Source organism: Gordonia sp. UBA5067 (assembly GCF_002414845.1).
In the GTDB taxonomy this organism is placed as follows: domain Bacteria; phylum Actinomycetota; class Actinomycetes; order Mycobacteriales; family Mycobacteriaceae; genus Gordonia; species Gordonia defluvii.
The window spans coordinates 13,286-35,234 of the sequence record NZ_DIAX01000082.1 but is presented as its reverse complement, the minus strand read 5'-3'; the positions used below and the strand labels follow the sequence as shown (position 1 = coordinate 35,234).

Genomic DNA, 21,949 nt, shown 5'->3' with positions numbered 1-21,949 from the left:
ATCGCCCACTCCCGGAGGTGCCCGGACTGCTGGACGCGCAGCAGGTCGGCGCGACCGGTGCCGCCATCGCCGCGATGCAGGAGCCGTCCGGAGCGCTGCCGTGGTTCCCGGGCGGCAAGACCGATCCGTGGGACCACATCGAGTCGGCGATGGCGCTTTCGGTCACCGGCTTCATCGACGAGGCGCGGGCCGCGTATCGGTGGTCGGCCTGCACGCAGCGCCCGGACGGGTCGTGGCCCATCGAGTTTCAACAAGGCCGCGTCGTCGACGCGAACATTGACAGCAACTTCTGTGCCTACATCGCAGTCGGCGTCTGGCACCACCATCTGGTGACTGGGGACTCCGGCTTCCTTGCGGCGATGTGGCCGACGGTGCGGGCGGCAATAGACCTGGTGTGCCGGTTCCAGCGGGACGACGGCGCGTTCCGGTGGGCGGCCGACGCGCAGACCTCCGCCATGTTCGACGAGGCGCTGTTGACCGGCAACGCCAGCATCGGCCACTCGCTGGACTGTGCGGTGCAGATCGCCGAGGCAGTGGCTGCCGACGGCTGTGCGACCCGTTGGTCGGCGGCGCAAGGGCGGCTCGCGCGGGCGTTCTCCGTAGCGTTCTCCGATGTCGGCGGGACGGCCAACGGTGTTGTGCCCGGGGTGTTCGCCGAGCCGTCGTCGCACTCGATGGACTGGTACTACCCGGTGCTGGGCGGTGCGGTGCGTGACGAGCGCGCCCACGCGCTGATCGACCGGCGGTGGGACGAGTTCGTCGTCGAGGGCAAGGGAATCCGCTGTATCGACCACCGGCCATGGGTTACCGGGGCGGAGACCAGTGAGTTGGCCTTGGCGATGGAGGCGCTCGGGCGCATCGACGAGGCGACGACGCTCATCGACGACATTGGCCATCTACGTGATCCAGACGGGTCCTACTGGACGGGGCTGGTCTATGCCGACGGCAAGCGCTGGCCCGTCGAGAAGAGCTGTTGGACCTCGGCGGCCGTCGTGCTGGCCGTCGACGCCATCAGTCGCGCCTCCGCCGGCAACGGCGTGTTCCGCGATATCCGTCAGGCCTTGCCCGTTCGCTGAGCCGGCGGACCGGCCTGCGCGCCGCTGACGGGGCCATCCCGGATTTCACTAGAACGTGTTACAGTTCTCTCAACTAGACACCTGTCCAGGTACCGGGAGCGCGAGCGCGAGCGGGCCTCGTCCAGCCCAGGAGGGCGCCCGATGGAGTTCGGAATCGTGCAGTTCACCAGCGACCGCGGGTTGCCGCCGCAGATCCTGGCCCCGTTGATCGAAGCGGCCGGCTTCGCCTCGTACTTCGTCCCCGAGCACGGCCACATCCCGACTCGCCGCGATACCGCCCACCCCGGCACCGGTACGGCAGAATTGCCCGACGACCGTTACATGCGCACGCTCGACCCGTGGACGACGCTCGCCGCCGCGGCTGCTGTCACCGAGCGGATCCGGCTCGCGACTGCCGTCGCGCTGCCGGTGCAGTCCGACCCGATCACGCTGGCCAAGACGATCGCCACGCTTGACCACCTCTCTGGTGGGCGCGTCACCCTGGGCGTCGGCTTCGGCTGGAACCTCGATGAACTCGCCGACCACAACGTGCCGCCCAAGCGGCGCCGCACCATGCTGCGCGAGTACCTCGAGGCGATGCGGGCGCTGTGGACGCAGGAGGAAGCGGAGTTCGACGGCGAGTTCGTGAAATTCGGGCCGAGCTGGGCGTGGCCGAAGTCGACTCAGGCGCAGATCCCGGTCCTCGTCGGCGCCGCCGGCAACGAGAAGAACTTCACCTGGATCGCCCGCAGCGCCGACGGCTGGATCACCACTCCGGGTGAGACCGACATCGAGAACTCGGTCGGACTGCTCAAGCAGATCTGGTCCGGCGCCGGGCGCACCGGTGATCCGCAGATCGTCGTCCTCGACTTCAAGCCGGTACCCGAAAAGCTGGCGAAGTGGCGCGAGATCGGCGTCACGACTGTCCTGTACGGCCTGCCCGACGACTCCGTCGAACGCGCGTCGGGCTACCTGGCGAAGCTCGCCGGCAAACTCGGGTTGGCGCCGGTTTTGGCCTGACGCCGGAGGTCGCCGACCACCGTCGCCGGCTTCGTCGCACCTGGGCCAGGACGGCGGCCGCGCGCCCTCGGCCACCCCACTTCAGACAGTGTTGGAGTTACTCGCCGACCCGCCGCAGGACCCGCAGTGAACCGTGCGCCGAGACTTCCTCGAATCGACCGCCGGCCAGGGCCTGCCGGTAGATTTCATACGGCGGGCGCCCACCGTCGGCGGGGTCGGGGAAGACGTCGTGGATCAACAGTCCGCCGCCGAGGCGCACCCACGGGGACCAGCCGTCGAAGTCCGCCTGCGCGGCGGCCATGGAATGCCCGCCGTCGATGAAGACGAAGTCGGCCGGGCGGCCCCACATCCGCGCGCCCATGGTCGACGACGCAATCATCCCGATAACGGTCTGTTCGAGCTCCGCATCGAACATGGTCCGGCGAAACCGTGCCGACGTGTCGAGTGTCCCGGTGTGCGGATCGACCAAAGAGGTGTCGTGGTACTCCCAGCCCGGCTGGTGCTCCTCCGACCCCCGATGGTGGTCGACGGTGGCGAGCAAGGCGCCGTGCGCCTCCGCAATGGCGCCCAGGAAGACCGTCGACTTGCCGCAGTAGGTTCCCACTTCGACCCCGACCCCGACCGAGTCAGGTTGCGCCAGAAACGATCCCGCGGCCTCGTGGAGCGCCAGCGCCTCGTCGAGGGGGAGAAATCCGGGGGCGGCCAAAGCGACGTCGAGACGCTCTTGACTCAGCGTCGACGGGAGGGGTCGGGGCGTGTCCATAGGCCCGATCGTATCCGGCGCGCAAACCGGTTCCACGGTGGCCACCCGGCGGTAATGTGAGCCTATGAAGGCACAGGTTCTGCGCGAAGAAACCGGTCCGGGCGGGCTCGAGCTCGTCGACGTCGACGAGCCGGTGCCGGGGCCCGGGCAGTATCTCATCGACATCAAGGCCTGCGGGGTCTGCTTCCCCGACGTGCTCATGAGCCGGGGGCTCTACCAGATGCGGCCGCCGCTGCCGTTCACGCCGGGCACCGAGGTCGCCGGCGTCGTGCGCGCGGCGCCCGAAGGGGGGCAATACCGGGTCGGGGACAAGGTCTTGGTCTTCGCCGGGATCGGTGGCTTTGCCGAGCGAATGGTCGCCGTGCCAGAGCAGATGCTGCCTGCGCCCGCAGAGTTGAGCTTTGCCCAGGGGGCCGCCATGGGTATCAACTTCCAGACTGCACTGTTCGCCCTGAAACTACGCGCCCACACCGCGCCCGGCGAAGTCGTCGCGGTTCTTGGTGCGGCCGGCGGTGTCGGGGCGGCGTCGATTCGCGTCGCCAAGGAGATGGGCGCCACGGTCATCGCCGTCGTGCACCGCACCGGCGCCGAGACGATGTTGCGCGAAGCCGGTGCCGACGAGGTCGTACAGTTGGCGGAAGGCTGGGGAGCCAAAGTCAAGGACCTCTCCGGTGGCGGCGTCGACGTGCTCATCGACCCGGTTGGCGGCGACGTCTTCGACGACGCGCTGCGCACCGTCGCGCCAGACGGCCGATACGTCGTCATCGGGTTCGCCGGCGGCGGGATCCCGACCGTCAAACTCAACCGCGTCCTGTTCCGCAACATCGATATCGTCGGGGCGGCCTGGGGCGAATACATCCGGACCCATCCGGGTGTGCCGGCGATGCTGCACGACGAGTTGACCGAGATGATCGCCGACGGTATGCGCCCGCCGGTCGACGCCACCTATTCATTGGCCCAGCTGCCACAGGCACTGCAAGACCTGTACGACGGCAAGGTGCGCGGCAAGGCCGTCGTCGTGATGGGTCCGGAGTGATCCCGGCGCGCAGGCGAGCCGCGCTGGTCGTGGGCGGGGCGTCGGGAATCGGCTTGGCGACGGTCTGGGCGTTGCAACTCGAGGGCTGCGACGTCGTGGTCGCCGATGTCAACGTCGACGCGGCGACCGCCGTTGCCGACGAATTCGGCGACGGGGTCACTGCGATGGGACTCGACGTCACCGTCGAACAGTCGGTCGCCGACGTGATGACTGCGTCCGCCCCGCTCGACGTCGTCGTGAACTGCGCCGGACTGTCCATTCCCGGGGCGATCGCCGAACTGGAACTGTCCGCGTGGCGCACGACGATCGACGTGTGCCTGACCGGTACGTTCCTCGTCCTCAAACACGCCGCCGCGGCCATCGTCGACGGCGGCTCGATCATCTGCGTTTCCTCGCTCAACGCCCGGCAGCCCGGCACCGGCATGGCGTCCTATTGCGCCGCGAAGGCGGGGGTGACGATGCTCGTCGAGGTCGCCGCACTCGAATTGGCACCGCGCGGGGTCCGGGTGAACGCGGTGCAACCAGGTTTCGTCGATACCCCGCTGACCGAGGGGGTCGGGTTCATTCCCGGCTTGCGCCAGGACTATCTCGACAACACACCGCTGGGCCGGGCCGGCACCCCGGAGGACGTCGCGGCGACCATCACCTTTCTGGCCTCGGACCAGACCGCGTGGATGACCGGAGCCGCCCTCGACATCGGTGGTGGGTCCCACCTGCAGCGCTATCCCGATGTACTCGACCGGGTACGGGCACTGATGGCGCCGGGTTGAAGGCTGCCTACTCGTAGGCGATCTCGATGTCGGGGCTCTGCGGGGTCGACTGACACATGAGGAGATACCCGTCCGCATAGTCGTCGGGTTCCAGCGCAACCCCTGATCCGAAGTCCACCTCGCCGCTCACCAAGCGGGCCATACACGTTCCGCACTCGCCGTTGCGGCACGAGTAGGGGGCGCCGAGCCCGGCGTCGAGTACTGCGTCGAGCAGGCGGGTCGTCGGACCGCAGCTCACTCGTGAGGTCTGGCCGTCGAGGTGGATGACGACGGTTGAGGTAACCACCTGGCTCTGCGTCTCGGTCATGACGTCTCCTCGCCCGCTATCGCGGGGCGGTCGCGAAACGGGGTTGCACGAAACCAGAGTTCCCCCAGCGCGGTCCCCAGCTCGGCGATCTCCTCGCGCCGGGGACTGCTCGGGGCCAGCCCGACATGCACATAGGCCATCTGTTCGGTGGCGCAGCCGAGAGTCTCGGCGAGCAGGTGCAGATTTGTCGGCTCGAGCTGTCCGCTCTCGTCGAGTCGCCGTAGCCAGCGTTCGGTCCGCTTGACGAAATCGGCACGCAGATTGAGCCACAGGGTGGCGAAGCCCTTGTTCTCGCTGGCCGCGGAGGCCTCGCGCAGCAGCCGCAGCATGTGGCGGTTGCGCGCATAGGTTTGCAGGTAAGTGGTGTTCACCTCGATGAGGGTGGCGAGCTCGCCGTGGGTGCGGTCCAACCGCATCCGCGATGCGGCAAGCGCCTCCAACGACGGCCGTAGGGCGGCCAGGAAGATGTCGTCGAGGCTGGTGAAGTGGCGGTAGAAGTTCCCCTGCGCGGTATTGGCGTGGTGGGTGATGTCGGAGACGCGGGTCTTGGTGTACCCGTACTCGGTGAAGCACTCGACGGCCGCGGCGATCAGCCTGTCGCGGGTCTGCTCGCCCCGCTTGTTGGGCCGTTTGGCGGACATGGTGCTGGCGTCGAGGAGGCCGGCCGAGGAATAGACGGCGTCGATACCGTCGGTGCTGTCTGCAGTGCTCATGAGGCGCCCTCGGTCACGGTAGGGCGCAGAACGTACTCCACCAAGGGATGATCGCGGACGCCAACATTGTCGAGATACGAGAGTAACTGTTGCAGATACTGGTCCGGTGCGTTGTCCATTGCGGCCACCTCGCCGGCGAAGATGGTGCCGGTGGCTCCGTCGACGGTGACTGTCTGCCCAGCCAGCCGGCGGGTCAGGCCGGCGCCGCAGCCCACCACGCAGGGCACACCGATTTCGCGGCACACGAGCGCGGCGTGCGAGGTGGCGCCGCCGACTTCGGTGACCACCGCCAAGGACTCGAACATGGCGGGCACATCGACTGGTGAGGTCGACGGCCGGACAAGCACGACGCCGACGCCCTCGGCGGCGGCGGCGCAGGCCTCGTCGGTGTCGGTGTAGACGACGCCGGTGGCCACGCCCGGACTGGCTCCGGTGCCGGTGGCGAGCACCTCGGCACCACTGGTGACGCTGCCGTCGGTGGCCAAGGCCTTGGCGTGGTCGACACTGATGTGCTCCAGCGCTTCGGCTTGCGAGATCGTCCCGGCGTTGACGAGGTCGACGGCGATGCGGGCCGCAGCGCGTCCGGATCGTTTGCCCCGGCGGCATTGCAGCATGTAGAGCCGTCCGCTTTCGACGGTGAACTCGATGTCGACGAGATCACGCAACTCAGCTTCGAGAATCCCGGCGATGCGTTCGAGCTCGACATACAACTGCGGGCTGTGTGCCTGGAACTGTGCGAGGGTTTCCGGGGTGCGCTCACCGGAGACCACATCCTCGCCCTGCGCGCGGGTCAGCCATTCGCCGAACAACTCGGGGACCCCGGTGGCCGGGTCACGGCTGAACAGCACACCGGTGCCGGAGTCGTCGTCGCGGTTGCCGAAGACCATGGCCTGCACCGTGACTGCTGTACCGCCGCCGTCGCCCAGCTTGTGACGGCGGCGATAGGCGGCGACCCGCTCGTTCGTCCACGACCCGAAGACGGCCGCGATGGCTTCGCGCAGCTGGTCGTACGGATCGGCCGGCGGCGCCGCATCGGGATCTGCGAGCACGATCTCGCCGTACCCGCTGCAGAAGCGCGACCACGTGTCCTGCGCCCAGGCCCGGTCGCCGGTGGCGGCCGCAAGTTCGCCGACGACGGCCGGTGTCAACCCCAGGTTGAGCACGGTGTCCATCATCCCGGGCATGGATTGGGCGGCCCCCGAGCGGACCGACACCAGCAGCGGGTTTGGTCCGGCCCCGAAGGTGCGGCCGGTATCGCGCTCCAACTGCGCCATCGCCGTCTGAACCTGCGCCCACACCTCATCGGGGAGTTGGCCGCCGCGGGCGTGGAACTGGCCGCACACCGGCGTGGTGATGGCGAAGGCGGGCGGCACCGGCAGGCCGAGTGCGCGCATGCCGTTGACGCTGAATGCTTTGCCGCCGAGCAGTTCTCGGTCTGCGGGGGCGGTGCCGTCAAGCGCGACGACCAGGGGGATAGTCATGAGGAGAGCCCTTCCAGCGTGATGGGTGAGTCTGCGGCCGCGCGGGCTGCTAACAGTCCGCCTTCGACGGGGATGTCGACGCCGTTGATCCAGGACGCGTCCTTCGACAGCAAGAAGGCGACGGCGGCAGCCGATTCGGCGGCCCTGCCGTGGCGTCCGACGGTGGCCGCCGACCGGGCCATGGCCTCCGCGCCCATCGACGCGGTGAAGTCGACGAGAATCGGGGTCTCGGTGGGGCCGGGGCTCACCGATACGACGCGAATGTCACGCGGCTGCAGTGCCGCGGACAGGGCTACCGTCCACTCGAGGAGCGCACGTTTGGAGGTGTCGTAGGCGGCCGGACCGCCGATCGGGTTGTCGGCCAGCCACTGCGCGCGGTCGGCATCGGTGCGGGCCATCGCCAGGCGGGCGACCTGGTCGGCCGGTGCGGTGTTGCGGTGTGCGGCGACCGAGGCCACATTCACGATCGCCGCGCCCGCCCGCATGCGTTCGAGCACCCGGAAGGTGAGGGCGTGCAGGCCTACCGCGTTGACGGCGAGAACCTTCGCCGCCGGGGCGGTGCCCGGCACGGCGGCCACATTCGCCAGGCCGTCGACGTGCGCCGGCAATTCCAGCGCGGCGATCGCATCGAGGTCGGCGAGGTCGCAGTGCAACGAGTGGGCGCGCCGGTCGGGGCAGTCGGCCAGGTCGAGCGCGAGGACCGTCGTCGACGGGTCGGCGTCAAGGATGCGGCCGACCACGGCGAGTCCGATTCCCGAGGCTCCGCCGGTGACGATGATCGTGGCAGCGGCGGTCATGACATCACCGCCATGATTTCGGTGAACTCGGCCAGGCCCACGGCACCGAGCTCGCGGCCGTAGCCGGAGTTCTTCATCCCGCCGAAGGGCACCGCCGGGCGTTCGCGGGTGCGCACACCGTTGATCTTGACTTGCCCGACCTCCAGTTCGCGCGCGACCTCGCGGGCATGTTCGCCGCTGGCGGACCAGACTTCGGCGGACAGCCCGTACTCGGTGTCGTTGGCGATCTGGATGGCGTCGGCCTCGTCGTCGTAGTACTGGATGACCAGTACCGGGCCGAAGATCTCTTCGCGCACGGCCGCGGCTGTTGCGGGCAGATCGGCGAGCACGGTCGGCGCGATGAAGCAGTCGGAGACCGTGGCGCTTTCGCGGGTTCCGGTGCCGACCACGAAGCGGGCCCCGTCGGTGCGGGCCCGGCCGAGCTGGGACAGGACGCGTTCGGTGTGCGCCAGGGAGGACAGCGGACCGTGGGTCGTGCCCGGGTCGGCCGGGTCGCCCAATCGGACTTGCTGGGCCGCTTGCACGAGGAGGCGCTCGGCGTCGCCCGCGGCGGCCGCGGGCAATACCAGACGCGTGGTGGCGTTGCAGGCCTGCCCGGAATTGACCAGCCCGGAGGCGAAGACCCTGGGGATCACGCTCGCCAGGTCAGCGTCGGGAAGCACCACGGCCGGGGACTTTCCGCCGAGCTCGAGCGTCGTGCGCGTCAGTGTGGTGGCTGCCGCGGCGGCAATGGCGTGACCGGCGCGAACCGAACCGGTGAACGAGATGTGGGCGATCCCCGGGGCGCCGGTCAGCGCGGCGCCGGTGATGGGGCCGGTGCCGTTCACGATGGCGAAGGCGTCGGCGGGTACCCCGGCGTCGATGAAGCAGCCGCGGATCAGTTCGGCGTCGTACGGGGTGGCCTCCGACGGTTTGAGTACCACCGGGCAACCCGCGCCCAGTGCGGCGGCGACCTTGGCGACGATTTGGTGCACCGGCATGTTCCAGGGCGTGATCGCGGCGACCACTCCGGCCGGCACCCGGTGGAGTTCGGCCCCGTCGACCGGTTCGGACCAGCGGAAGGCTTCGATCGCCGCGGCCATGGCCCGCAGCACCGCGGCGGGCATGTCGCGCTGCGTCGCCAGGGCCATGGTGATCGGCATGCCCATCTCGGCGGTGACGGTGCCGGCGATGCCTGCACCCCGCTCGATGACCAGGTCGGCGGTGCGACGCAGTGTCGCGGCACGTTGCGCGGGCGCGGTGCGCGACCAGGCCGCCAGTGCCGATTCGGCGACGCGGATCGCCTCGTCGACGAGATCGGCATCGGCCACCGCAACCGATCCGAGCTGGGTGCCGGTGTACGGGTTGGTCACCATGAGTTCACCGCTGCCGGTAATCCGGCGCTCGCCGATCAAGGCGGCGGGGGCCCTCACGTTGGTGGGAAGTGTTGGCGTCAAGGTCATTTCGACTCTCTGATGGTCACCGGGAGCGTTTTGATGCCGCGGAAGAAGTTCGACTGCAATCGGCGTGGTGGGTCCATTACGTTGATCTCGAGGCCTCGTTCGATCACGCGGGTGAAGAACACCCGGGCTTCCATCCGGGCCAGCTGTGCGCCCAGGCAGGCGTGCGCGCCCCAGCCGAATCCGAGGTGTTCGTTGGGCCGGCGATCGCCGATGAACACATCGGCGTCGTCGAACTTGCGGTCGTCGCGGTTGGCTGAGGAGAACCACATCACCACCTTGTCGCCGGCCTTGATGGTCTTGCCGTGCATTTCGATATCGCGGGTGGCGGTGCGTCGCATACACAGCACCGGTGTCACCCAGCGCAGCATTTCTTCGACAACCAGTCGGATGGTTGCCGGATCCTCGCGCATCACCTCCCACCACCGTGGCTGCTCGGCAAGGACGGCGACGCCGCCGGACAGCAGGTTGCGGGTGGTTTCGTTGCCGGCGACCATCATGATCAGGTAATAGGCGTCGAGATAGCCGCGGCTCAGGGGTGCGCCGTCGAGTTCGGCGACGACCAGGACCGACACCAGATCGTCGGCCGGGCATTGCTGCCGCAGCTTCTCCAGCTGGCGGAAGTAATCGAAGACCTCGTCGCGCGCACGCACGGCGGTCTCGGGACCCTCCGAGTAGTCGGGGTCTTCGCTGGCCATCTGGTTGGTCCACCGCAGCAGGTTCGGGCAGTCGGCCAGGGGGGCGCCGAGCAGGCGGCCGATCATGACGAGTGGCAGTTGTGCGGCGACGGTGGCGACGAAATCGACTTCGCCGGCGGCGATAGCGGTGTCGAGTAACTCGTCGACCACCCTGATGATGTCGGCTTCCAGGCCTTTGATTTTTGTCGGCCGGATATGCGGTGTGACGATGCCGCGTAGCTTCGAGTGCTCGGGCGGGTCGACGTGGTGGATGCTGCGGGCCGCTTCGCCCTCGGCCCGGCGGCTGGCGATCTGAGTACCCTCGGTGACGGTGAAGTCCTCGTGGTTGGCGGCCACCGCCTTGACGTCCTCGTAGCGGGTGACCGACCAGAATCCCGGGCCGTCGGGCTCAGCATTCCAGTGCAGCGGATCCTCGTCGCGGAGCCGGGCGAAGAGGGCATGATCGGTACCGGCGGTGAACGGTTCCAGGTCCATCAGATCGATGGTTTCGGCGGTACTCATGTCAGCTCCCTGCTTGCCTCAATTTGTGACTGTCTAGTCACTAAAGCATAGTCTAGGGTGTGGTGTAAACCACATGCAAGCGCTAATATTGCTGAATTAATCGAGTCCTAAGGCCAAATCCCCTGGTCATGTATGTGACCAGACATTCACAATAAGGGGAATCGTGTATCCACCCAGCATCGCCCGCGGCCATCCCGAGCGGCCGGCCTATGTGATGGCCGGATCAGGACAGCGCCTCAGCTATGGCGAACTCGATGCCGAGTCCAACCGACTGGCCCAGTTCTGGTGGCACCACGGGGTTCGGCCCGGCGACGCGGTGGTCATCGTGATGGAGAACAACATCTGGTGGCCGGTGGCCGTCGCCGCCGGCATGCGCAGCGGTGTCTACGTGACACCGGTCAACTGGCACCTGGCGGTGCCCGAGCTCGCCGCGCTGCTGGCGCAAGCCGCACCGACCGCTGTTGTCACCAGCACCGGAATGGCCGCGGTCGCCGTCGCAGCACTGGCCCGCGGCGAGCTGAAGCCCACCGTCATAAGCGTCGACGGCCCGGCGCCAGGATGCACCGACCTCGCCACCGCCGTCGCGGACGTCTCCGCCGAACCACTCGCCGACGAGCTACTCGGGGCCCGCGTGTTGTTCAGCGGCGGGACCACCGGGCGGCCGAAGCGCTTCGTTCAACCGCTGCTGGGCGTGCATCCGGCCCAGGCGCCACCGCGGCATTCGGATCTGGTGCACCGACTGGGTATCGACGAGAACACGGTTCTGCTCTCGCCGGCGCCGAACTACCATGCCGCGCCGTTCACCTTTGCGCTCATCACCTTGGCGGCCGGCGGCACAGTCGTGTGTATGGAGCGCTTCGACGCAGCCGCGGCCATGTCGGCCATCGTCGACTATGGCGTGACCCATTCGCAGTGGGTGCCGACCATGCTGATTCGGTTGCTCCGACTGCCGCAGCGCGAGTCCATCGCACTTTCGCCCACCCACCGCGCCGCATTCACCTCCGGTGCGCCCTGTCCGCCCCACGTCAAGACCGCGATCGCGGACTGGTGGGGGCCGATCCTGCACGAGTACTACGGCGCTTCGGAGGGCTACGGCCACACCTACATCGCACCAGAGGATGTTCGCGCTCATTCCGGGTCGGTGGGAAAGCCGTTGGGTAACACCCGGATTCACATCGTCGACGACGAGGGTGTCGAGGTGCCTGTCGGCGAAACGGGAACCGTTTGCTTCGAGGCGGTCAAAGGTGGCGACTCGGCCGCGACTGGTCCGCAGCTGAAGGAAATGGGCGACCTCGGCCGTGTCGACGAGGATGGCTTCCTCTATCTGCTCGGCCGTGCCGGGTACATGATCATCTCCGGCGGGGTGAACATCTACCCCGAGGAGATTGAAGCCGCGCTGAGCGAGCATCCGGCCGTCGCGGATGCCGGGGTCGTCGGTGTGCCCGACCCGGAGTTCGGTGAGAACGTGAAGGCCGTCGTCGAACTCCGGGCCGGTCACCACGCTGAACCGGCCGAACTGATTGAGCATTGCCGGGGACGAATTGCCGGCTTCAAAGTGCCGCGCATCGTCGAGTTCACCACCGATCTCCCGCGACTGCCCACCGGAAAACTCGACAAGGCCGCGTTGCACGCGCGCTTCGCACACCCCTCAGCTCGTACGCACATCCCCCACCAGTGAAGGAAACGTCATGATGTCAACAACAACCGATCGGTTTGAACTGCTCCACGCGCTGAAGGTCAAAGGCTTGGCGACCGACGACTTCTTGATCGCGATGACGGGCTTGACCGCGCGCGACGTCTCCTCGTTGGTTGGTGTGCTCACCGGCGAGGGGCTGGTCGTGCGCCGGGAGACCCCCCGGATGAGCGGGACCATGATCACCGCGGAAGGCAAGTCCGCCTACGAGGAGCTCGGGCGGGATTCACCGCTGGCGCCGTCGGCACGTGGCCGGGTCGAGGAGGTGTACGCGGCCTTCCTGCCGGTGAATTCGGCGTTCAAGGGGGTGTGCGCGGCATGGCAACTGGATGCGGCCGGCAACCCGAACGATCACTCTGATCCCGACTACGACGCGGCGGTCATCGCGGACCTCGGTGCCATTCACGAGCGGGTGATCGCTGTGTTGTCACCCGCAGGCGAGGCCGTGGCTCGCCTCGGCCGGTATCCTGCCCGACTGGCTGCGGCGCTGAGTCGGATCCAGGACGGCGACCGCGCGGCATTCGCACGGCCGATGTCCGACAGTTATCACGACGTCTGGATGGAACTGCACCAAGACCTCTTGCTCACCGCTCAACGGGAACGGGACGAGGCCGACGAAGGTTAGGTCGCCGGTCGCAGGCGATCAGGTCGGCCGGCTCGCGCAGTTTCGCGGGGCCCGGCGGATCGTCGTCAGTTCGGGACGGTGCGGTGCAGATAGGCGAGCTGATCGGCGACGACCTGCTCGAAGGCGTCACCGACATAGATGCTGAAGTGCCCCTCATCGTAGCTGTCGACGGTGACCTGCGGATTGCGCTTAGCCGCACGACGGGTGGGGCCGGCCGGTGCCACTGAATCGTGGTCGCACACGCATACCAGCGTCGGCACCGTGGTCTTCTTGAGCCAGCGGGTCGGGGAGTGCGCGGGGATCGCCAGCCCGATCCGGGCGGACACCTGATTGACGAACGGTGCGCCGGGCGGAACGAGAGACAGATAGCCGGGCACCACATCCGGCGCGGTCATCAGCGCCGTCGTGCCCGGTTCGCCGGCCAGCGGCACCAGCACCGGATCGCGGCGCAGTACCGACGAGGCGATGTCCGCAATCCCGCGCGCGGTCACCTTAGCCGCGACCAGCGGCTCCATGGCGAGCACCGAGGCGATACCGCTGGTGAACGGACACTGGGCGATCACCGCGGCCACCTTGCCGTCCCGGGCGCCGGCGACGATCACATGCCCACCACCGAACGAACTGCCCCACAACACCACCCGCGAGCCGTCGGCGTCGGGCAACTGTCGCGCGTACGCGATGGCCGATGCCCAATCCTGCAGTTGCCGGCTGATCGACAATAACTGGCGTGGCTCGCCGTCGCTGGCCCCGAAATGTCGGTAGTCGAATACCAGGCAGGCGTATCCGGCGTCGCAGAAGCGCTCGGCAAAAGCGTCCAGCCGCATCTCCTTGATCGCGCCGAGGCCGTGCGCCATCACGATGATGGGCGGCGGCGACGATCCGGCTTCGCGAGTGGGTTGGTAGAGCCACCCCCGGCAGGTGGTGTCGTGGGATTGGAACTCGATGTCGGTGCGCATGGTGAAGGTTCCTCCTGGACGTCACTGCAGCTTCTTGACTAGAACAGTAGGCGCTTCACACCACCTCAGCGGGTGGGTGTGATCGCCCGATTCGGTCCACGGCGCGGCCGGATCATGATCGACTTCTCCGCAGGTTCACGACTATCAGAGGGAACGAGATGGAACGACTCACGGGCATGGATGCGATTCCGGTGAACGCCGAAGCGGGGCCGATGAACATCCATATCACCGCGCTGCTGCTGGTGGATCCGCGGCCGGCCGGGCCCGGGTTCGACGCCGACCACCTCTATGCGCTGCTCGCCGAGCGGCTCCCGCGCAATCCGCTGGTCCGGCTCCGCCTGGTACACAAGCCGCTGCGCCTGGGACAGCCGGTCTTCGTCGACGACCCGGACTTCGACGTCCACAAGCATTTGCAACGCCTCGCGGTCCCAGCCCCCGGCGGCCCGCGGCAGGTGGCCGCCTTGATCGACGAAATCCACCGGCACCGGCTCGGGCACGACAAACCACTGTGGGAAGCCTGGGTGATCGAAGGACTAGCCGACGGCCGGCTTGCCCTGGCCGTCAAGTTTTCGCACGCCTTGTCCGACGGCGTCGGGGCAGTGAACCGGCTGCTGCCCACCCTGCTCTCCACCGACCCCGACCACGACCCGGACTACCCGGAGCCGGGACCTGCCGCACCGCTGCCGGGCACCGGCGACCTGTTGGCCGACTGGCTCGCCGAATCGGCGGGCAACGTGGCCGGGGCGGCGCGGGTCGTCGGCCGCGGCACCCCGCAGCTGGGGCGGGCCGTCGCCGAGCGTCTGCTGTCGATGGCCGCCGCACCCCTGCGCCGTCTGCGCGGCGGCGAGATCGACACCGACCCGCGCCTGCGCGCGGCCCCGGCCGACACCCCGCTGAACCGGCCGATCAGCGAACGCCGCAACAGCGCCTACGCCGAGGTGGAACTCGACCGGATGCGCGATCTCGGCGCGGCCTACGGCGTCACCGTGAACGACGTTTTCATTGCCGCTTGCACCACCGCCCTGCGGCAGTGGCTGCTGGCCCACGACACCGTCCCCGATGGGCCGCTGCAGGTCTTTGTGCCGATTTCCACGCGCAGCGCCGACGATGACGCATTCAACAGCTGGAGTCTGGCGTTGGTCCGGTTGCCGGTGTTCCTCCCTGATCCGGTGGAGCGGCTGACGGTGATCCATCAGGCCACCAACCGGGTGAAGTCTGGTCGCGGCGCCAACGGGCCGACGGTGGACGTCGTCGACCTGGTGCAGCTGGTGCCGCCGACGCTGCTGCGGATGGCAGCCAGCACCTATGTACTCGACCTGGTGGCGCCGCTGCGGCCGCCGTTCTTCCACGCGTGCTTCTCCAACATTCCAGGTCCGCGGGGCCCGCTGTGGCTCGGCGGCGCCCGCCTCGAGGGGATCTACCCGTTCGGCCCGCTGTTCCAAGACATGAACGTCAACCTGACGGCGGTCTCGTACGACGGTCACTTCGGGCTGGGAGTCGTCGGCTGCCCGGACAACGTGCCCGACGTCTGGGAGATCAGCGACGCGTGGCTGGCGGCGCTCGGTGAACTGGACCGCAACCGACCGCAGTGCGCGCCCCTCACCACTCCACGGGAACGGGACGAGGCCGACGAATACGAGGGTTCGGCGGACTGAGGAACTGGGAGATCGGCTCGTCGGCGTCGGGCGCTAGCAGGGGTTCCGCGACGCCGGCGATGCCGCTTAGGGCAGTCACTGACACGTATCCGTTGACGACGGCAGCGCCGTCGGTGCCGCTGCGGAATCCGCTGTGACGTTCGCGGCGGTGTAGTTCGACCGCGGCCTCATGTCGGCTGGTGTGCAGGGAGAACATGCTGCCCCGGCCCAATGTGGTGACCTGTACGCCACGTAGCTGCGCGTAGTCGGTGTCGGGAACATTGACGTTGAGGGTCAGCCCGGTGGCGCCCGCGGTGATCATCCAGTCGACCAGTTCGCCGCCTACGCGCGCCGCGGTGTTGAACCGGTGGTGGGGGGCGAACCCGCAGCTGATCGCCAGACCGCCGATCCCGGCGACCTGGGCGGCGAGCACGGCCCCCACCGTCGATGAGAACAGGATCGAGCGCCCGGTGTTGTGTCCGGGATTCACCCCGCTGACGACGAGTTCGGGCGCGGGGCCGAAGGAGCCGGAGCAGGAGGCGAGGACGGCAAGTGCCGGTGGGCAGTCCAGGGCGTACACCGGCACCGACGGCCCCAGGGCCGGCAGTGTGAGGGCATCGAAGCCGATGAGCGTCCCGTCCTCGATTGATCCCAGGGCGCTGCCACTGCCGCTGCGGTCGGAGGTCGGTGCCGCGACGGTCACCTCATGGCCGGCGGCGACGAGCGCGGCGGCGATGGCGACGAGCCCCGCAGCGTCGTAGCCGTCGTCGTTGGTCACCAGAATCCGCATGGTGGTCTCCCGTCGTCACCTGTTCACTGCTTTCGATAGTGACTGATCGATCACGTAGTTGTCCAGTATTGGAAATGGTCCAGATGTCCATAGTGCTGGTAAACCCAGAAAATTGACCACCAATACCCTTGACAGGGTGTCGTAGCTCACATATAAATGTGACAGAGCGTTCGCTAACGAGATTCGCTGCTTGACCCTCGCGCGACGATCCTCCAGCTACCGCAGCCCCACCTTGAGGGCATGGAACGGAAGAAGACAGCAATGAGCACCTGGCCGTTGATGGACGAGCCCTCGAAGGTATTCCCGCTCTACTCGCGGGCCAATGTCGGCGAGATCTTTCCCGACCCGATTACTCCGCTGAACGCCTCGCTAGGCTTCCAGCACACCCTCGAGCCAGGCTGGCGGGACGCGTTCGTCGCCTGCGGCGTCTGGGACGACGACCTCTATGACGATCAGGTCGCCTTCAATGTGTTGCCGGGATTTGGTAGCTACCTCTACATCAACATGTCGCTCATGCGACTGTTTGGTGTCCGCGTCCCGGGCATGAGCGCCGAGGCAGTCGATCTCCAATACTTCGGCGACATGCCCGGCATCCCCAGCTATGAGAGCGAGCGTCGCGACTTCGACGAGAACCCGGAGTTCGAGGCCAAGGCGGGACAGTGGCTCGCCGAACAGGTCCTCGGCGCCACCGACCTTGCGGCCTACGACACCGACCGCGTCGAGGTCGATCAAATCCGTCGCGACCGGCCCGACCTCTCGGCACTGAGCAACGCCGAACTGGTCACTCGGATGAAATCCTTTGAAACCCTGCTGCGTCGGCTGTTCAAACACCACATCGAGGCAAGCCTGAAGTCAGGCGTCGGACTGGGTGCCATCGCGCAACTCGCCGACGCGGTCGGCAAACCCGAACAGGCCCTGGTGCTCGTGGCCGGCTTGGGCAACGTGGACTCGGCCGGACCGTCGCTGGGCATGTGGGAGCTGAGCCGCGCTGCCCAGAAACCGGCTGTGGCGGCCATCTTCGACGGCGGCGTCAAGGGACTCTATGCGCGACTGCAGGCCAGTGATGCCGAGTCGGTGAAGACGTTCACCGCCGCGCTGGACGCCTTCCTGGCCGAGTGGGACTTCCGTGGCCCATCCGAGTGGGAGATTCGTGCGATCACCTGGGGCGTTGACCCCGATGTCGCGCTGGCGGCCATCGACCGGATGCGCGCCGTCGACGACTCGCAGGCGCCCACCGGCAAAGCGGCGGCGAAATCTGCCGAACGCGATGCCGCGGCGACGGAAATCCGCGCGATGCTCGCTGCTGATGCGGAGGCATCCGCGCAATTCGAAGCCGTCCTCAACGCCTCAGCGCTGTGGATGCGGGGCCGCGAGCGCGGCCGCACCACCGCCGCCATGCTGATGCATGAGTTGCGGCTGCCAGCGCTGGAACTAGGCCGACGATTCGCCGCCGAGGGCGTGATTGCCGACGCCCGTCAAGTGTTCATGCTCTTCGCCGAGGAACTCGACGACTTCATCGCCAATCCTGCGTCCTACCGGGCCACACTCATTGAGCGGGAACAGGTCTACCTCGAACTATTCGACCTGGTGCCACCGTTCGTCGTCGACGGCTCCGCGCCTCCGATCTCGGAGTGGGTGAAGCGATCGGATGTCAGCACCACCGCGGTGACCAGTGGCGAGACCATCACCGGTGTCCCGGCCTGTGCCGGCACCGCACGCGGGCGAGCACGCGTCATCACCAGCCCCGATGACCCATCGGCACTGGAGCCGGGCGACGTTCTCGTCGCACCGATCACCGACCCGTCGTGGACGCCGCTGTTCGTGACGGCGGCCGCTGTCGTCGTCGACGTGGGCGCGCCGTTCTCCCATGCCGCGATCGTTAGCCGTGAACTTGGTATTCCCTGCGTGGTCTCGGCCACCGACGCCACCAAGCGCATCGTCGATGGATCCTTCATCGAGGTCAACGGCACGACCGGCGCAGTCACGGTGGCCTGAGCGGGGAGGAGAACCAGATGCACGCCTCCGACCTGTGCCCAGAGTGGCTCGACCGCATTCTGCACGAGAGCGGGATCATCGACCCGACGGTCAGCGTTATCTCGATCGGGACCGAGCCCATCGGGACCGGTCAGGTGGCCGACAGCATTCAGACACGCGTTTGCTACTCCGGGGACACCGCCGCACCGGCGTCCTTCGTCGCGAAGACGAGCTCGGCGAAGGAGCAAAGCCGCGCGGCTGGCCGCTCGGAGCTGAACTACCTGCGTGAGGTTCGCTTCTATCAGGAGATCGCACCGCGGCTGTCCGTCCGGGTACCCCGTTGCCACCATGCCGAGATCGACTCGAACAACACCGAATTCGTGCTTCTCCTCGAGGATCTGAGCCCGGCCCGACCCGGCGATCAACTCCGCGGGTGCACGGTCGAGGAAGTGGGGGCAGCGGTCGAACAGGCCGCGCACATCCACGCACCCTTCTGGGGTTCGGTGGAACTGAAAGGCAATGCCTGGCTCGACATCTCCGACACCTATTGGGCCCGGTTCATTGAGATGATGCCCGGATGGTGGTCCGGCTTCGTCGAGCGGTACCGCGATCGCCTAGCGCCCGACGACATCGAGTTGGGGCAGGCGTTCACCGATCACATCGCTGACTACTACGCCGCACTGCGAACCATCCCGTTCACCGTGCAGCACGGCGACTTCCGCCCCGACAACGTTCTGTTCGACGCGCTCGACGGGAAAGTGCCGCTGGCAGTTCTCGATTGGCAGACGGTGATCTTCGCGCCGGGGACCGTGGATATCGCCTACTTCATCGGGGGGGCTCTATCGCCGGCGATGCGACGCGAGCACGAAGGTGCCCTGCTGGAGCGCTATCACGGCGAGCTGGTCGCCCAGGGGATCACCGACTATTCGATGACTGACCTCCTGCGTGACTACCCGATCGGTACCTTTCAGAACTTGGTGATCGGGGTGGCCGCAGCAATGCTGGTGGCGCGTAGCGATCGAGGCGACGACTTGTTCGTATCGATGGTCGCGAATGCGCTCGCGCATGCGCGTGACCATGATGGTCTGGCCGCGATTGTGGACACCGTCGCGCGGCAGGGGTTCGCCCATGCCTAAGTCGTTGACGACCGGGACGACAGTTGCCTCCGGGACCGTCGTCGGACTCGACCAACTCGGGTTCTACACCTTGGGTGGACATGTCACCGATCCGCGTGAGATGTTCGCCGAGTTGGCGTTGGCGCAGGAACTCGGGTTGGGGCAGGCCTTCATCTCCGAGCGGTTGAACGTCAAGGAGGCCTGCGCCTTGTCCGGGGCGGCTGGCGCGGTCACCGACCGGATCGGCATCACCACTGCGGCAACCAACATCAATACCCGTCATCCAGCTATTACCGCAGCATTCGCCACCACTATGCATCGACTTACCGGTGGTCGGTTCGCTCTTGGCGTCGGGCGCGGTCTTCGCCCGCAGATCGCGGCGATGGGCCTGGCGCAGACCACGACCGCCCAACTCGAAGAGTTTGCCGGACTGATGCGTCTGCTGTGGCGCGGCGAGACGGTGACCGACTACCACGGCCCGCTGGGGGACTTCCCCGCGGTGAGACTTGACCCGACCTTCGACGAGGACATTCCGTTGTGCACCACGGCCTTTGGGCCTGACACATTGGCGATGGCCGGCCGGGCCTACGACATGGTGGTACTGCACACCTTCTTCTCCGAAGAGACCACCGCGCGGGTGGTCGGCGAGGTCAAACAGGCCGCCGAGAAGGCCGGGCGCGACCCTGACGCGGTGAAAGTGTGGTCCTGCTTCGCGTCGGTCTGCGACGACGTCGACGAGCAGACCTTCTTGAAGAAGACCGTGGGTCGGATTTCCACCTACCTGCAGGTCTATGGCGATCTGCTGGTTCGCACGAACAGGTGGGATCCTGCGCAACTCGAGCGGTTCCGCCAATCTGAGGTCGTCCAGAGTCTGCCCGGATGGGCCGATGCAGTGGGTGACACGGCGACGTTTGAGGCGTTGCGAGAAGTGATCCCGCCCGAGTGGTTGGAGTGCGCGGCCACCGGCTCGGCTGAACGATGCGCCGAGCTGGTGCGCGGCCAATTCGACCTCGGGGTCGACGGGGTGATTCTGCACGGGTCCACCCCCGGCGAATTGGCTTCGACGGTCACCGCCTTCGCGGTTCACAACGATCTCGACGAGGTACTGACATGACACTCAGCGCGGTTGCCGTCGTGCGTCGCTATCTGTTCGAGCTGTATAACGACGGCAATGTTGATGTGGTCAACGAGATCTGCGGCGAGCCGCTAGCGAGGCATAGCGCCGACGGGATCGTCACCTTGACCCGCGCCGAGCAGATCGCCCGGATCGAGAAGGACCTGGCCGCGCACGACCCCAAGTTCACTGTCGTCACCCTGTTCGGCGACGACTCCCACGCGAGTCTCACCTGGAATGCGAAGCGGCTCGCCACCGGCGAAGAACTCTGCGGCATCGAGATCTTCCAGGTGAGCGAGGGTCTCATCACCGATGTGTGGAACTCCAACTACTTCGAAGGATCCTGGTCATGAACGCACCATCATTGTCCCCCGAGCCTGCCGTGATCGACGGGACCGCGCAGATCACCCCGGCCTGGGTGCAGTCGGTGCTGCGGCACTCCGGCCTGCCCGATGCGATGGTGCGGGCCGTGTCGGCTGAGCCGATCGGTGCGGGCAACGTCAGTGACTGTGTGCGGGTGGCGATCACCTATGACGCCGCCCCCGGTGGCGCGCCATCCTCGGTCGTCGTCAAGCTCAAACCCAGCGACCCCGGTGCGCATGCGCACGGGTTGCACAGCGGGGCCTATCACCGCGAGATAGGGGCGTTCCGGGCGATCGGTGAGCGCAGAGCCGGACGAATCCCGTTGGCGTACTGGGTGGCTGGCGACGAGACCAACATCAACCTCGTCACCGAAGACCTCACCGGGTCGACGATACCGGGTAATCAGGCGGCTGGCAGCACGGTCGATCAAGCTCAAGCCGTACTCGTCGAGTTGGCGCGGGTGCACTCGGCCTTCGATCCGATCTCGCCGGACTCAGCGCCCGAGTGGATGATTAGGCTCGCCGATGTCTGCGACTACTGGTCGACTGCGGCCCGCGCTGGCGCCGATGCCGCCCTCGTTCGCTTCGCCGACATGTTGCCCGCCGAAGCGCTCGAAGTTATTGATGAAGCCGCTGACCTCGTTCGCAATTGGCATTTGCTGCCACAACAGCGATGGAGCTTCACTCATGGCGATCCGCGGGTGGACAACGTGCTGTTTGAGGAAGGTCCCGACGGGCCGTCGGCGGTGCTGATCGATTGGCAGGTCACCGGCGTGCGCAATCCGATGTATGACGTCGGCTACTTCATGTCGGGCAGCATCGACGCCGACCTGCGTAGCGAGCACGAGATGGACCTCATCCGTCGCTACGTCGAGGTGTACAACGAGCGGGCCGGCGGCTATGACCTGGCGACTGCGGTGTCGGACTATCAGATCCAGTTGCTCAGCGGACTGTTCATCTCCCTCGCCGCGATTGATGTCTTGCCTGACACCGAGGTGGTCAACGCGCTGATTCTTGCGCTCCTGCAGCGCAACTGTGCGGCCGCCCTGGATTGGCATTCGGTCGCGGCGCTGCGCAACGTCGTCAACGCGGTGAGTGTGCGCTGA

The 21,949-nt window shown here is 67.2% G+C and carries 21 protein-coding genes; 12 read left to right on the top strand and 9 right to left on the bottom strand.

Translation table 11 applies throughout. The features are described from left to right. Positions 1-74: 74 nt before the first annotated feature. The gene (locus tag B4M62_RS13515; protein WP_414651848.1) at positions 75-1,076 is read left to right on the top strand and encodes a prenyltransferase; all 1,002 of its coding nucleotides are present in this window, start codon (positions 75-77) and stop codon (positions 1,074-1,076) included. A 141-nt stretch (positions 1,077-1,217) separates the two neighbouring features. Beyond that, positions 1,218-2,075, top strand: coding sequence for an LLM class F420-dependent oxidoreductase (locus tag B4M62_RS13510; protein WP_290713934.1), 858 nt, complete (start codon positions 1,218-1,220; stop codon positions 2,073-2,075). 97 nt (positions 2,076-2,172) lie between these two features. On the opposite strand, the gene B4M62_RS13505 is transcribed toward B4M62_RS13510, so the two are convergent. Continuing rightward, on the bottom strand, positions 2,173-2,838 hold the full coding sequence (locus tag B4M62_RS13505) for a class I SAM-dependent methyltransferase (RefSeq protein WP_290713932.1): 666 nt from the start codon (positions 2,836-2,838) through the stop codon (positions 2,173-2,175). Between the two features lie 64 nt (positions 2,839-2,902). Here B4M62_RS13505 and B4M62_RS13500 point away from each other — a divergent pair, with 64 nt between their 5' ends. Both B4M62_RS13500 and B4M62_RS13495 read left to right on the top strand, forming a co-directional pair. After that, complete coding sequence (locus B4M62_RS13500; RefSeq protein ID WP_290713930.1) at positions 2,903-3,874, top strand: NADPH:quinone oxidoreductase family protein; 972 nt, start codon at positions 2,903-2,905, stop codon at positions 3,872-3,874. After that, entirely contained in the window at positions 3,871-4,644 is a 774-nt protein-coding gene (locus B4M62_RS13495; RefSeq protein ID WP_290713928.1) for an SDR family NAD(P)-dependent oxidoreductase, read from the top strand. The genes B4M62_RS13500 and B4M62_RS13495 overlap by 4 nt, the downstream gene beginning before the upstream one ends. 7 nt (positions 4,645-4,651) lie before the next feature. Here B4M62_RS13495 and B4M62_RS13490 read toward each other — a convergent pair whose 3' ends face one another. The 6 genes from B4M62_RS13490 to B4M62_RS13465 are packed head-to-tail and all read right to left on the bottom strand — an operon-like array spanning position 4,652 to position 10,580. Continuing rightward, positions 4,652-4,951: a 2Fe-2S iron-sulfur cluster-binding protein gene (locus tag B4M62_RS13490; protein WP_290713926.1), complete on the bottom strand. Its 300-nt coding sequence runs from the start codon at positions 4,949-4,951 to the stop codon at positions 4,652-4,654. Next, entirely contained in the window at positions 4,948-5,664 is a 717-nt protein-coding gene (locus tag B4M62_RS13485; RefSeq protein WP_290713924.1) for a TetR/AcrR family transcriptional regulator, read from the bottom strand. Before B4M62_RS13485 ends, B4M62_RS13490 begins: the two co-directional genes overlap by 4 nt. Beyond that, positions 5,661-7,145, bottom strand: a complete 1,485-nt coding sequence (locus B4M62_RS13480; protein ID WP_290713922.1) for a pyruvate, phosphate dikinase — start codon at positions 7,143-7,145, stop codon at positions 5,661-5,663. Before B4M62_RS13480 ends, B4M62_RS13485 begins: the two co-directional genes overlap by 4 nt. Beyond that, positions 7,142-7,942 (bottom strand): SDR family oxidoreductase, encoded by an 801-nt coding sequence (locus B4M62_RS13475; RefSeq protein ID WP_290713920.1) that lies wholly within the window; start codon positions 7,940-7,942, stop codon positions 7,142-7,144. Before B4M62_RS13475 ends, B4M62_RS13480 begins: the two co-directional genes overlap by 4 nt. Then, on the bottom strand, positions 7,939-9,384 hold the full coding sequence (locus B4M62_RS13470; protein WP_290713918.1) for an aldehyde dehydrogenase family protein: 1,446 nt from the start codon (positions 9,382-9,384) through the stop codon (positions 7,939-7,941). Before B4M62_RS13470 ends, B4M62_RS13475 begins: the two co-directional genes overlap by 4 nt. Next, on the bottom strand, positions 9,381-10,580 hold the full coding sequence (locus B4M62_RS13465) for a cytochrome P450 (RefSeq protein WP_290713916.1): 1,200 nt from the start codon (positions 10,578-10,580) through the stop codon (positions 9,381-9,383). The genes B4M62_RS13470 and B4M62_RS13465 overlap by 4 nt, the downstream gene beginning before the upstream one ends. 163 nt (positions 10,581-10,743) lie before the next feature. On the opposite strand from B4M62_RS13465, the gene B4M62_RS13460 reads away from it, so the two are divergent. Together B4M62_RS13460 and B4M62_RS13455 are read left to right on the top strand one after the other, a co-directional pair. Further along, positions 10,744-12,258, top strand: coding sequence for an AMP-binding protein (locus B4M62_RS13460; protein ID WP_290713914.1), 1,515 nt, complete (start codon positions 10,744-10,746; stop codon positions 12,256-12,258). Between the two features lie 10 nt (positions 12,259-12,268). Next, positions 12,269-12,898 (top strand): MarR family transcriptional regulator, encoded by a 630-nt coding sequence (locus tag B4M62_RS13455; RefSeq protein ID WP_344716863.1) that lies wholly within the window; start codon positions 12,269-12,271, stop codon positions 12,896-12,898. Between the two features lie 65 nt (positions 12,899-12,963). On the opposite strand, the gene B4M62_RS13450 is transcribed toward B4M62_RS13455, so the two are convergent. Then, the gene (locus B4M62_RS13450; RefSeq protein ID WP_290713912.1) at positions 12,964-13,854 is read right to left on the bottom strand and encodes an alpha/beta hydrolase; all 891 of its coding nucleotides are present in this window, start codon (positions 13,852-13,854) and stop codon (positions 12,964-12,966) included. Between the two features lie 158 nt (positions 13,855-14,012). On the opposite strand from B4M62_RS13450, the gene B4M62_RS13445 reads away from it, so the two are divergent. Further along, positions 14,013-15,509 carry a wax ester/triacylglycerol synthase family O-acyltransferase gene (locus tag B4M62_RS13445; protein WP_290713910.1) on the top strand — a complete coding sequence of 499 codons (1,497 nt, stop codon included), beginning with the start codon at positions 14,013-14,015 and terminating at the stop codon, positions 15,507-15,509. Here B4M62_RS13445 and surE read toward each other — a convergent pair. Continuing rightward, complete coding sequence (gene surE, locus B4M62_RS13440) at positions 15,454-16,278, bottom strand: 5'/3'-nucleotidase SurE (RefSeq protein WP_290713908.1); 825 nt, start codon at positions 16,276-16,278, stop codon at positions 15,454-15,456. The two genes, B4M62_RS13445 and surE, sit on opposite strands and share 56 nt — an antisense overlap. A gap of 261 nt (positions 16,279-16,539) precedes the next feature. Here surE and B4M62_RS13435 point away from each other — a divergent pair, with 261 nt between their 5' ends. The 5 genes from B4M62_RS13435 to B4M62_RS13415 are packed head-to-tail and all read left to right on the top strand — an operon-like array spanning position 16,540 to position 21,949. Continuing rightward, positions 16,540-18,273, top strand: coding sequence for a PEP-utilizing enzyme (locus B4M62_RS13435; RefSeq protein ID WP_290713906.1), 1,734 nt, complete (start codon positions 16,540-16,542; stop codon positions 18,271-18,273). 17 nt (positions 18,274-18,290) lie between these two features. Further along, positions 18,291-19,388 carry a phosphotransferase gene (locus B4M62_RS13430; protein ID WP_290713904.1) on the top strand — a complete coding sequence of 366 codons (1,098 nt, stop codon included), beginning with the start codon at positions 18,291-18,293 and terminating at the stop codon, positions 19,386-19,388. Then, the gene (locus B4M62_RS13425; RefSeq protein WP_290713901.1) at positions 19,381-20,481 is read left to right on the top strand and encodes a TIGR03857 family LLM class F420-dependent oxidoreductase; all 1,101 of its coding nucleotides are present in this window, start codon (positions 19,381-19,383) and stop codon (positions 20,479-20,481) included. Before B4M62_RS13430 ends, B4M62_RS13425 begins: the two co-directional genes overlap by 8 nt. Beyond that, positions 20,478-20,834 (top strand): hypothetical protein, encoded by a 357-nt coding sequence (locus tag B4M62_RS13420; protein WP_290713899.1) that lies wholly within the window; start codon positions 20,478-20,480, stop codon positions 20,832-20,834. The genes B4M62_RS13425 and B4M62_RS13420 overlap by 4 nt, the downstream gene beginning before the upstream one ends. Continuing rightward, a complete protein-coding gene (locus tag B4M62_RS13415) occupies positions 20,831-21,949 on the top strand; it encodes a phosphotransferase family protein (protein ID WP_290713897.1) in 1,119 nt (372 codons plus the stop codon). The genes B4M62_RS13420 and B4M62_RS13415 overlap by 4 nt, the downstream gene beginning before the upstream one ends.

Bases quoted from the DNA above. Each gene is read 5' to 3' on its own strand.
- B4M62_RS13515 (WP_414651848.1), top strand. From the start codon at position 75: ATGCAGGAGCCGTCCGGAGCGCTGCCGTGGTTCCCGGGCGGCAAGACC.
- B4M62_RS13510 (WP_290713934.1), top strand. From the start codon at position 1,218: ATGGAGTTCGGAATCGTGCAGTTCACCAGCGACCGCGGGTTGCCGCCG.
- B4M62_RS13505 (WP_290713932.1), bottom strand. From the start codon at position 2,838: ATGGACACGCCCCGACCCCTCCCGTCGACGCTGAGTCAAGAGCGTCTC.
- B4M62_RS13500 (WP_290713930.1), top strand. From the start codon at position 2,903: ATGAAGGCACAGGTTCTGCGCGAAGAAACCGGTCCGGGCGGGCTCGAG.
- B4M62_RS13490 (WP_290713926.1), bottom strand. From the start codon at position 4,951: ATGACCGAGACGCAGAGCCAGGTGGTTACCTCAACCGTCGTCATCCAC.
- B4M62_RS13485 (WP_290713924.1), bottom strand. From the start codon at position 5,664: ATGAGCACTGCAGACAGCACCGACGGTATCGACGCCGTCTATTCCTCG.
- B4M62_RS13480 (WP_290713922.1), bottom strand. From the start codon at position 7,145: ATGACTATCCCCCTGGTCGTCGCGCTTGACGGCACCGCCCCCGCAGAC.
- B4M62_RS13475 (WP_290713920.1), bottom strand. From the start codon at position 7,942: ATGACCGCCGCTGCCACGATCATCGTCACCGGCGGAGCCTCGGGAATC.
- B4M62_RS13470 (WP_290713918.1), bottom strand. From the start codon at position 9,384: ATGACCTTGACGCCAACACTTCCCACCAACGTGAGGGCCCCCGCCGCC.
- B4M62_RS13465 (WP_290713916.1), bottom strand. From the start codon at position 10,580: ATGAGTACCGCCGAAACCATCGATCTGATGGACCTGGAACCGTTCACC.
- B4M62_RS13455 (WP_344716863.1), top strand. From the start codon at position 12,269: ATGATGTCAACAACAACCGATCGGTTTGAACTGCTCCACGCGCTGAAG.
- B4M62_RS13450 (WP_290713912.1), bottom strand. From the start codon at position 13,854: ATGCGCACCGACATCGAGTTCCAATCCCACGACACCACCTGCCGGGGG.
- B4M62_RS13445 (WP_290713910.1), top strand. From the start codon at position 14,013: ATGGAACGACTCACGGGCATGGATGCGATTCCGGTGAACGCCGAAGCG.
- surE (WP_290713908.1), bottom strand. From the start codon at position 16,278: ATGCGGATTCTGGTGACCAACGACGACGGCTACGACGCTGCGGGGCTC.
- B4M62_RS13435 (WP_290713906.1), top strand. From the start codon at position 16,540: ATGAGCACCTGGCCGTTGATGGACGAGCCCTCGAAGGTATTCCCGCTC.
- B4M62_RS13430 (WP_290713904.1), top strand. From the start codon at position 18,291: ATGCACGCCTCCGACCTGTGCCCAGAGTGGCTCGACCGCATTCTGCAC.
- B4M62_RS13425 (WP_290713901.1), top strand. From the start codon at position 19,381: ATGCCTAAGTCGTTGACGACCGGGACGACAGTTGCCTCCGGGACCGTC.
- B4M62_RS13420 (WP_290713899.1), top strand. From the start codon at position 20,478: ATGACACTCAGCGCGGTTGCCGTCGTGCGTCGCTATCTGTTCGAGCTG.
- B4M62_RS13415 (WP_290713897.1), top strand. From the start codon at position 20,831: ATGAACGCACCATCATTGTCCCCCGAGCCTGCCGTGATCGACGGGACC.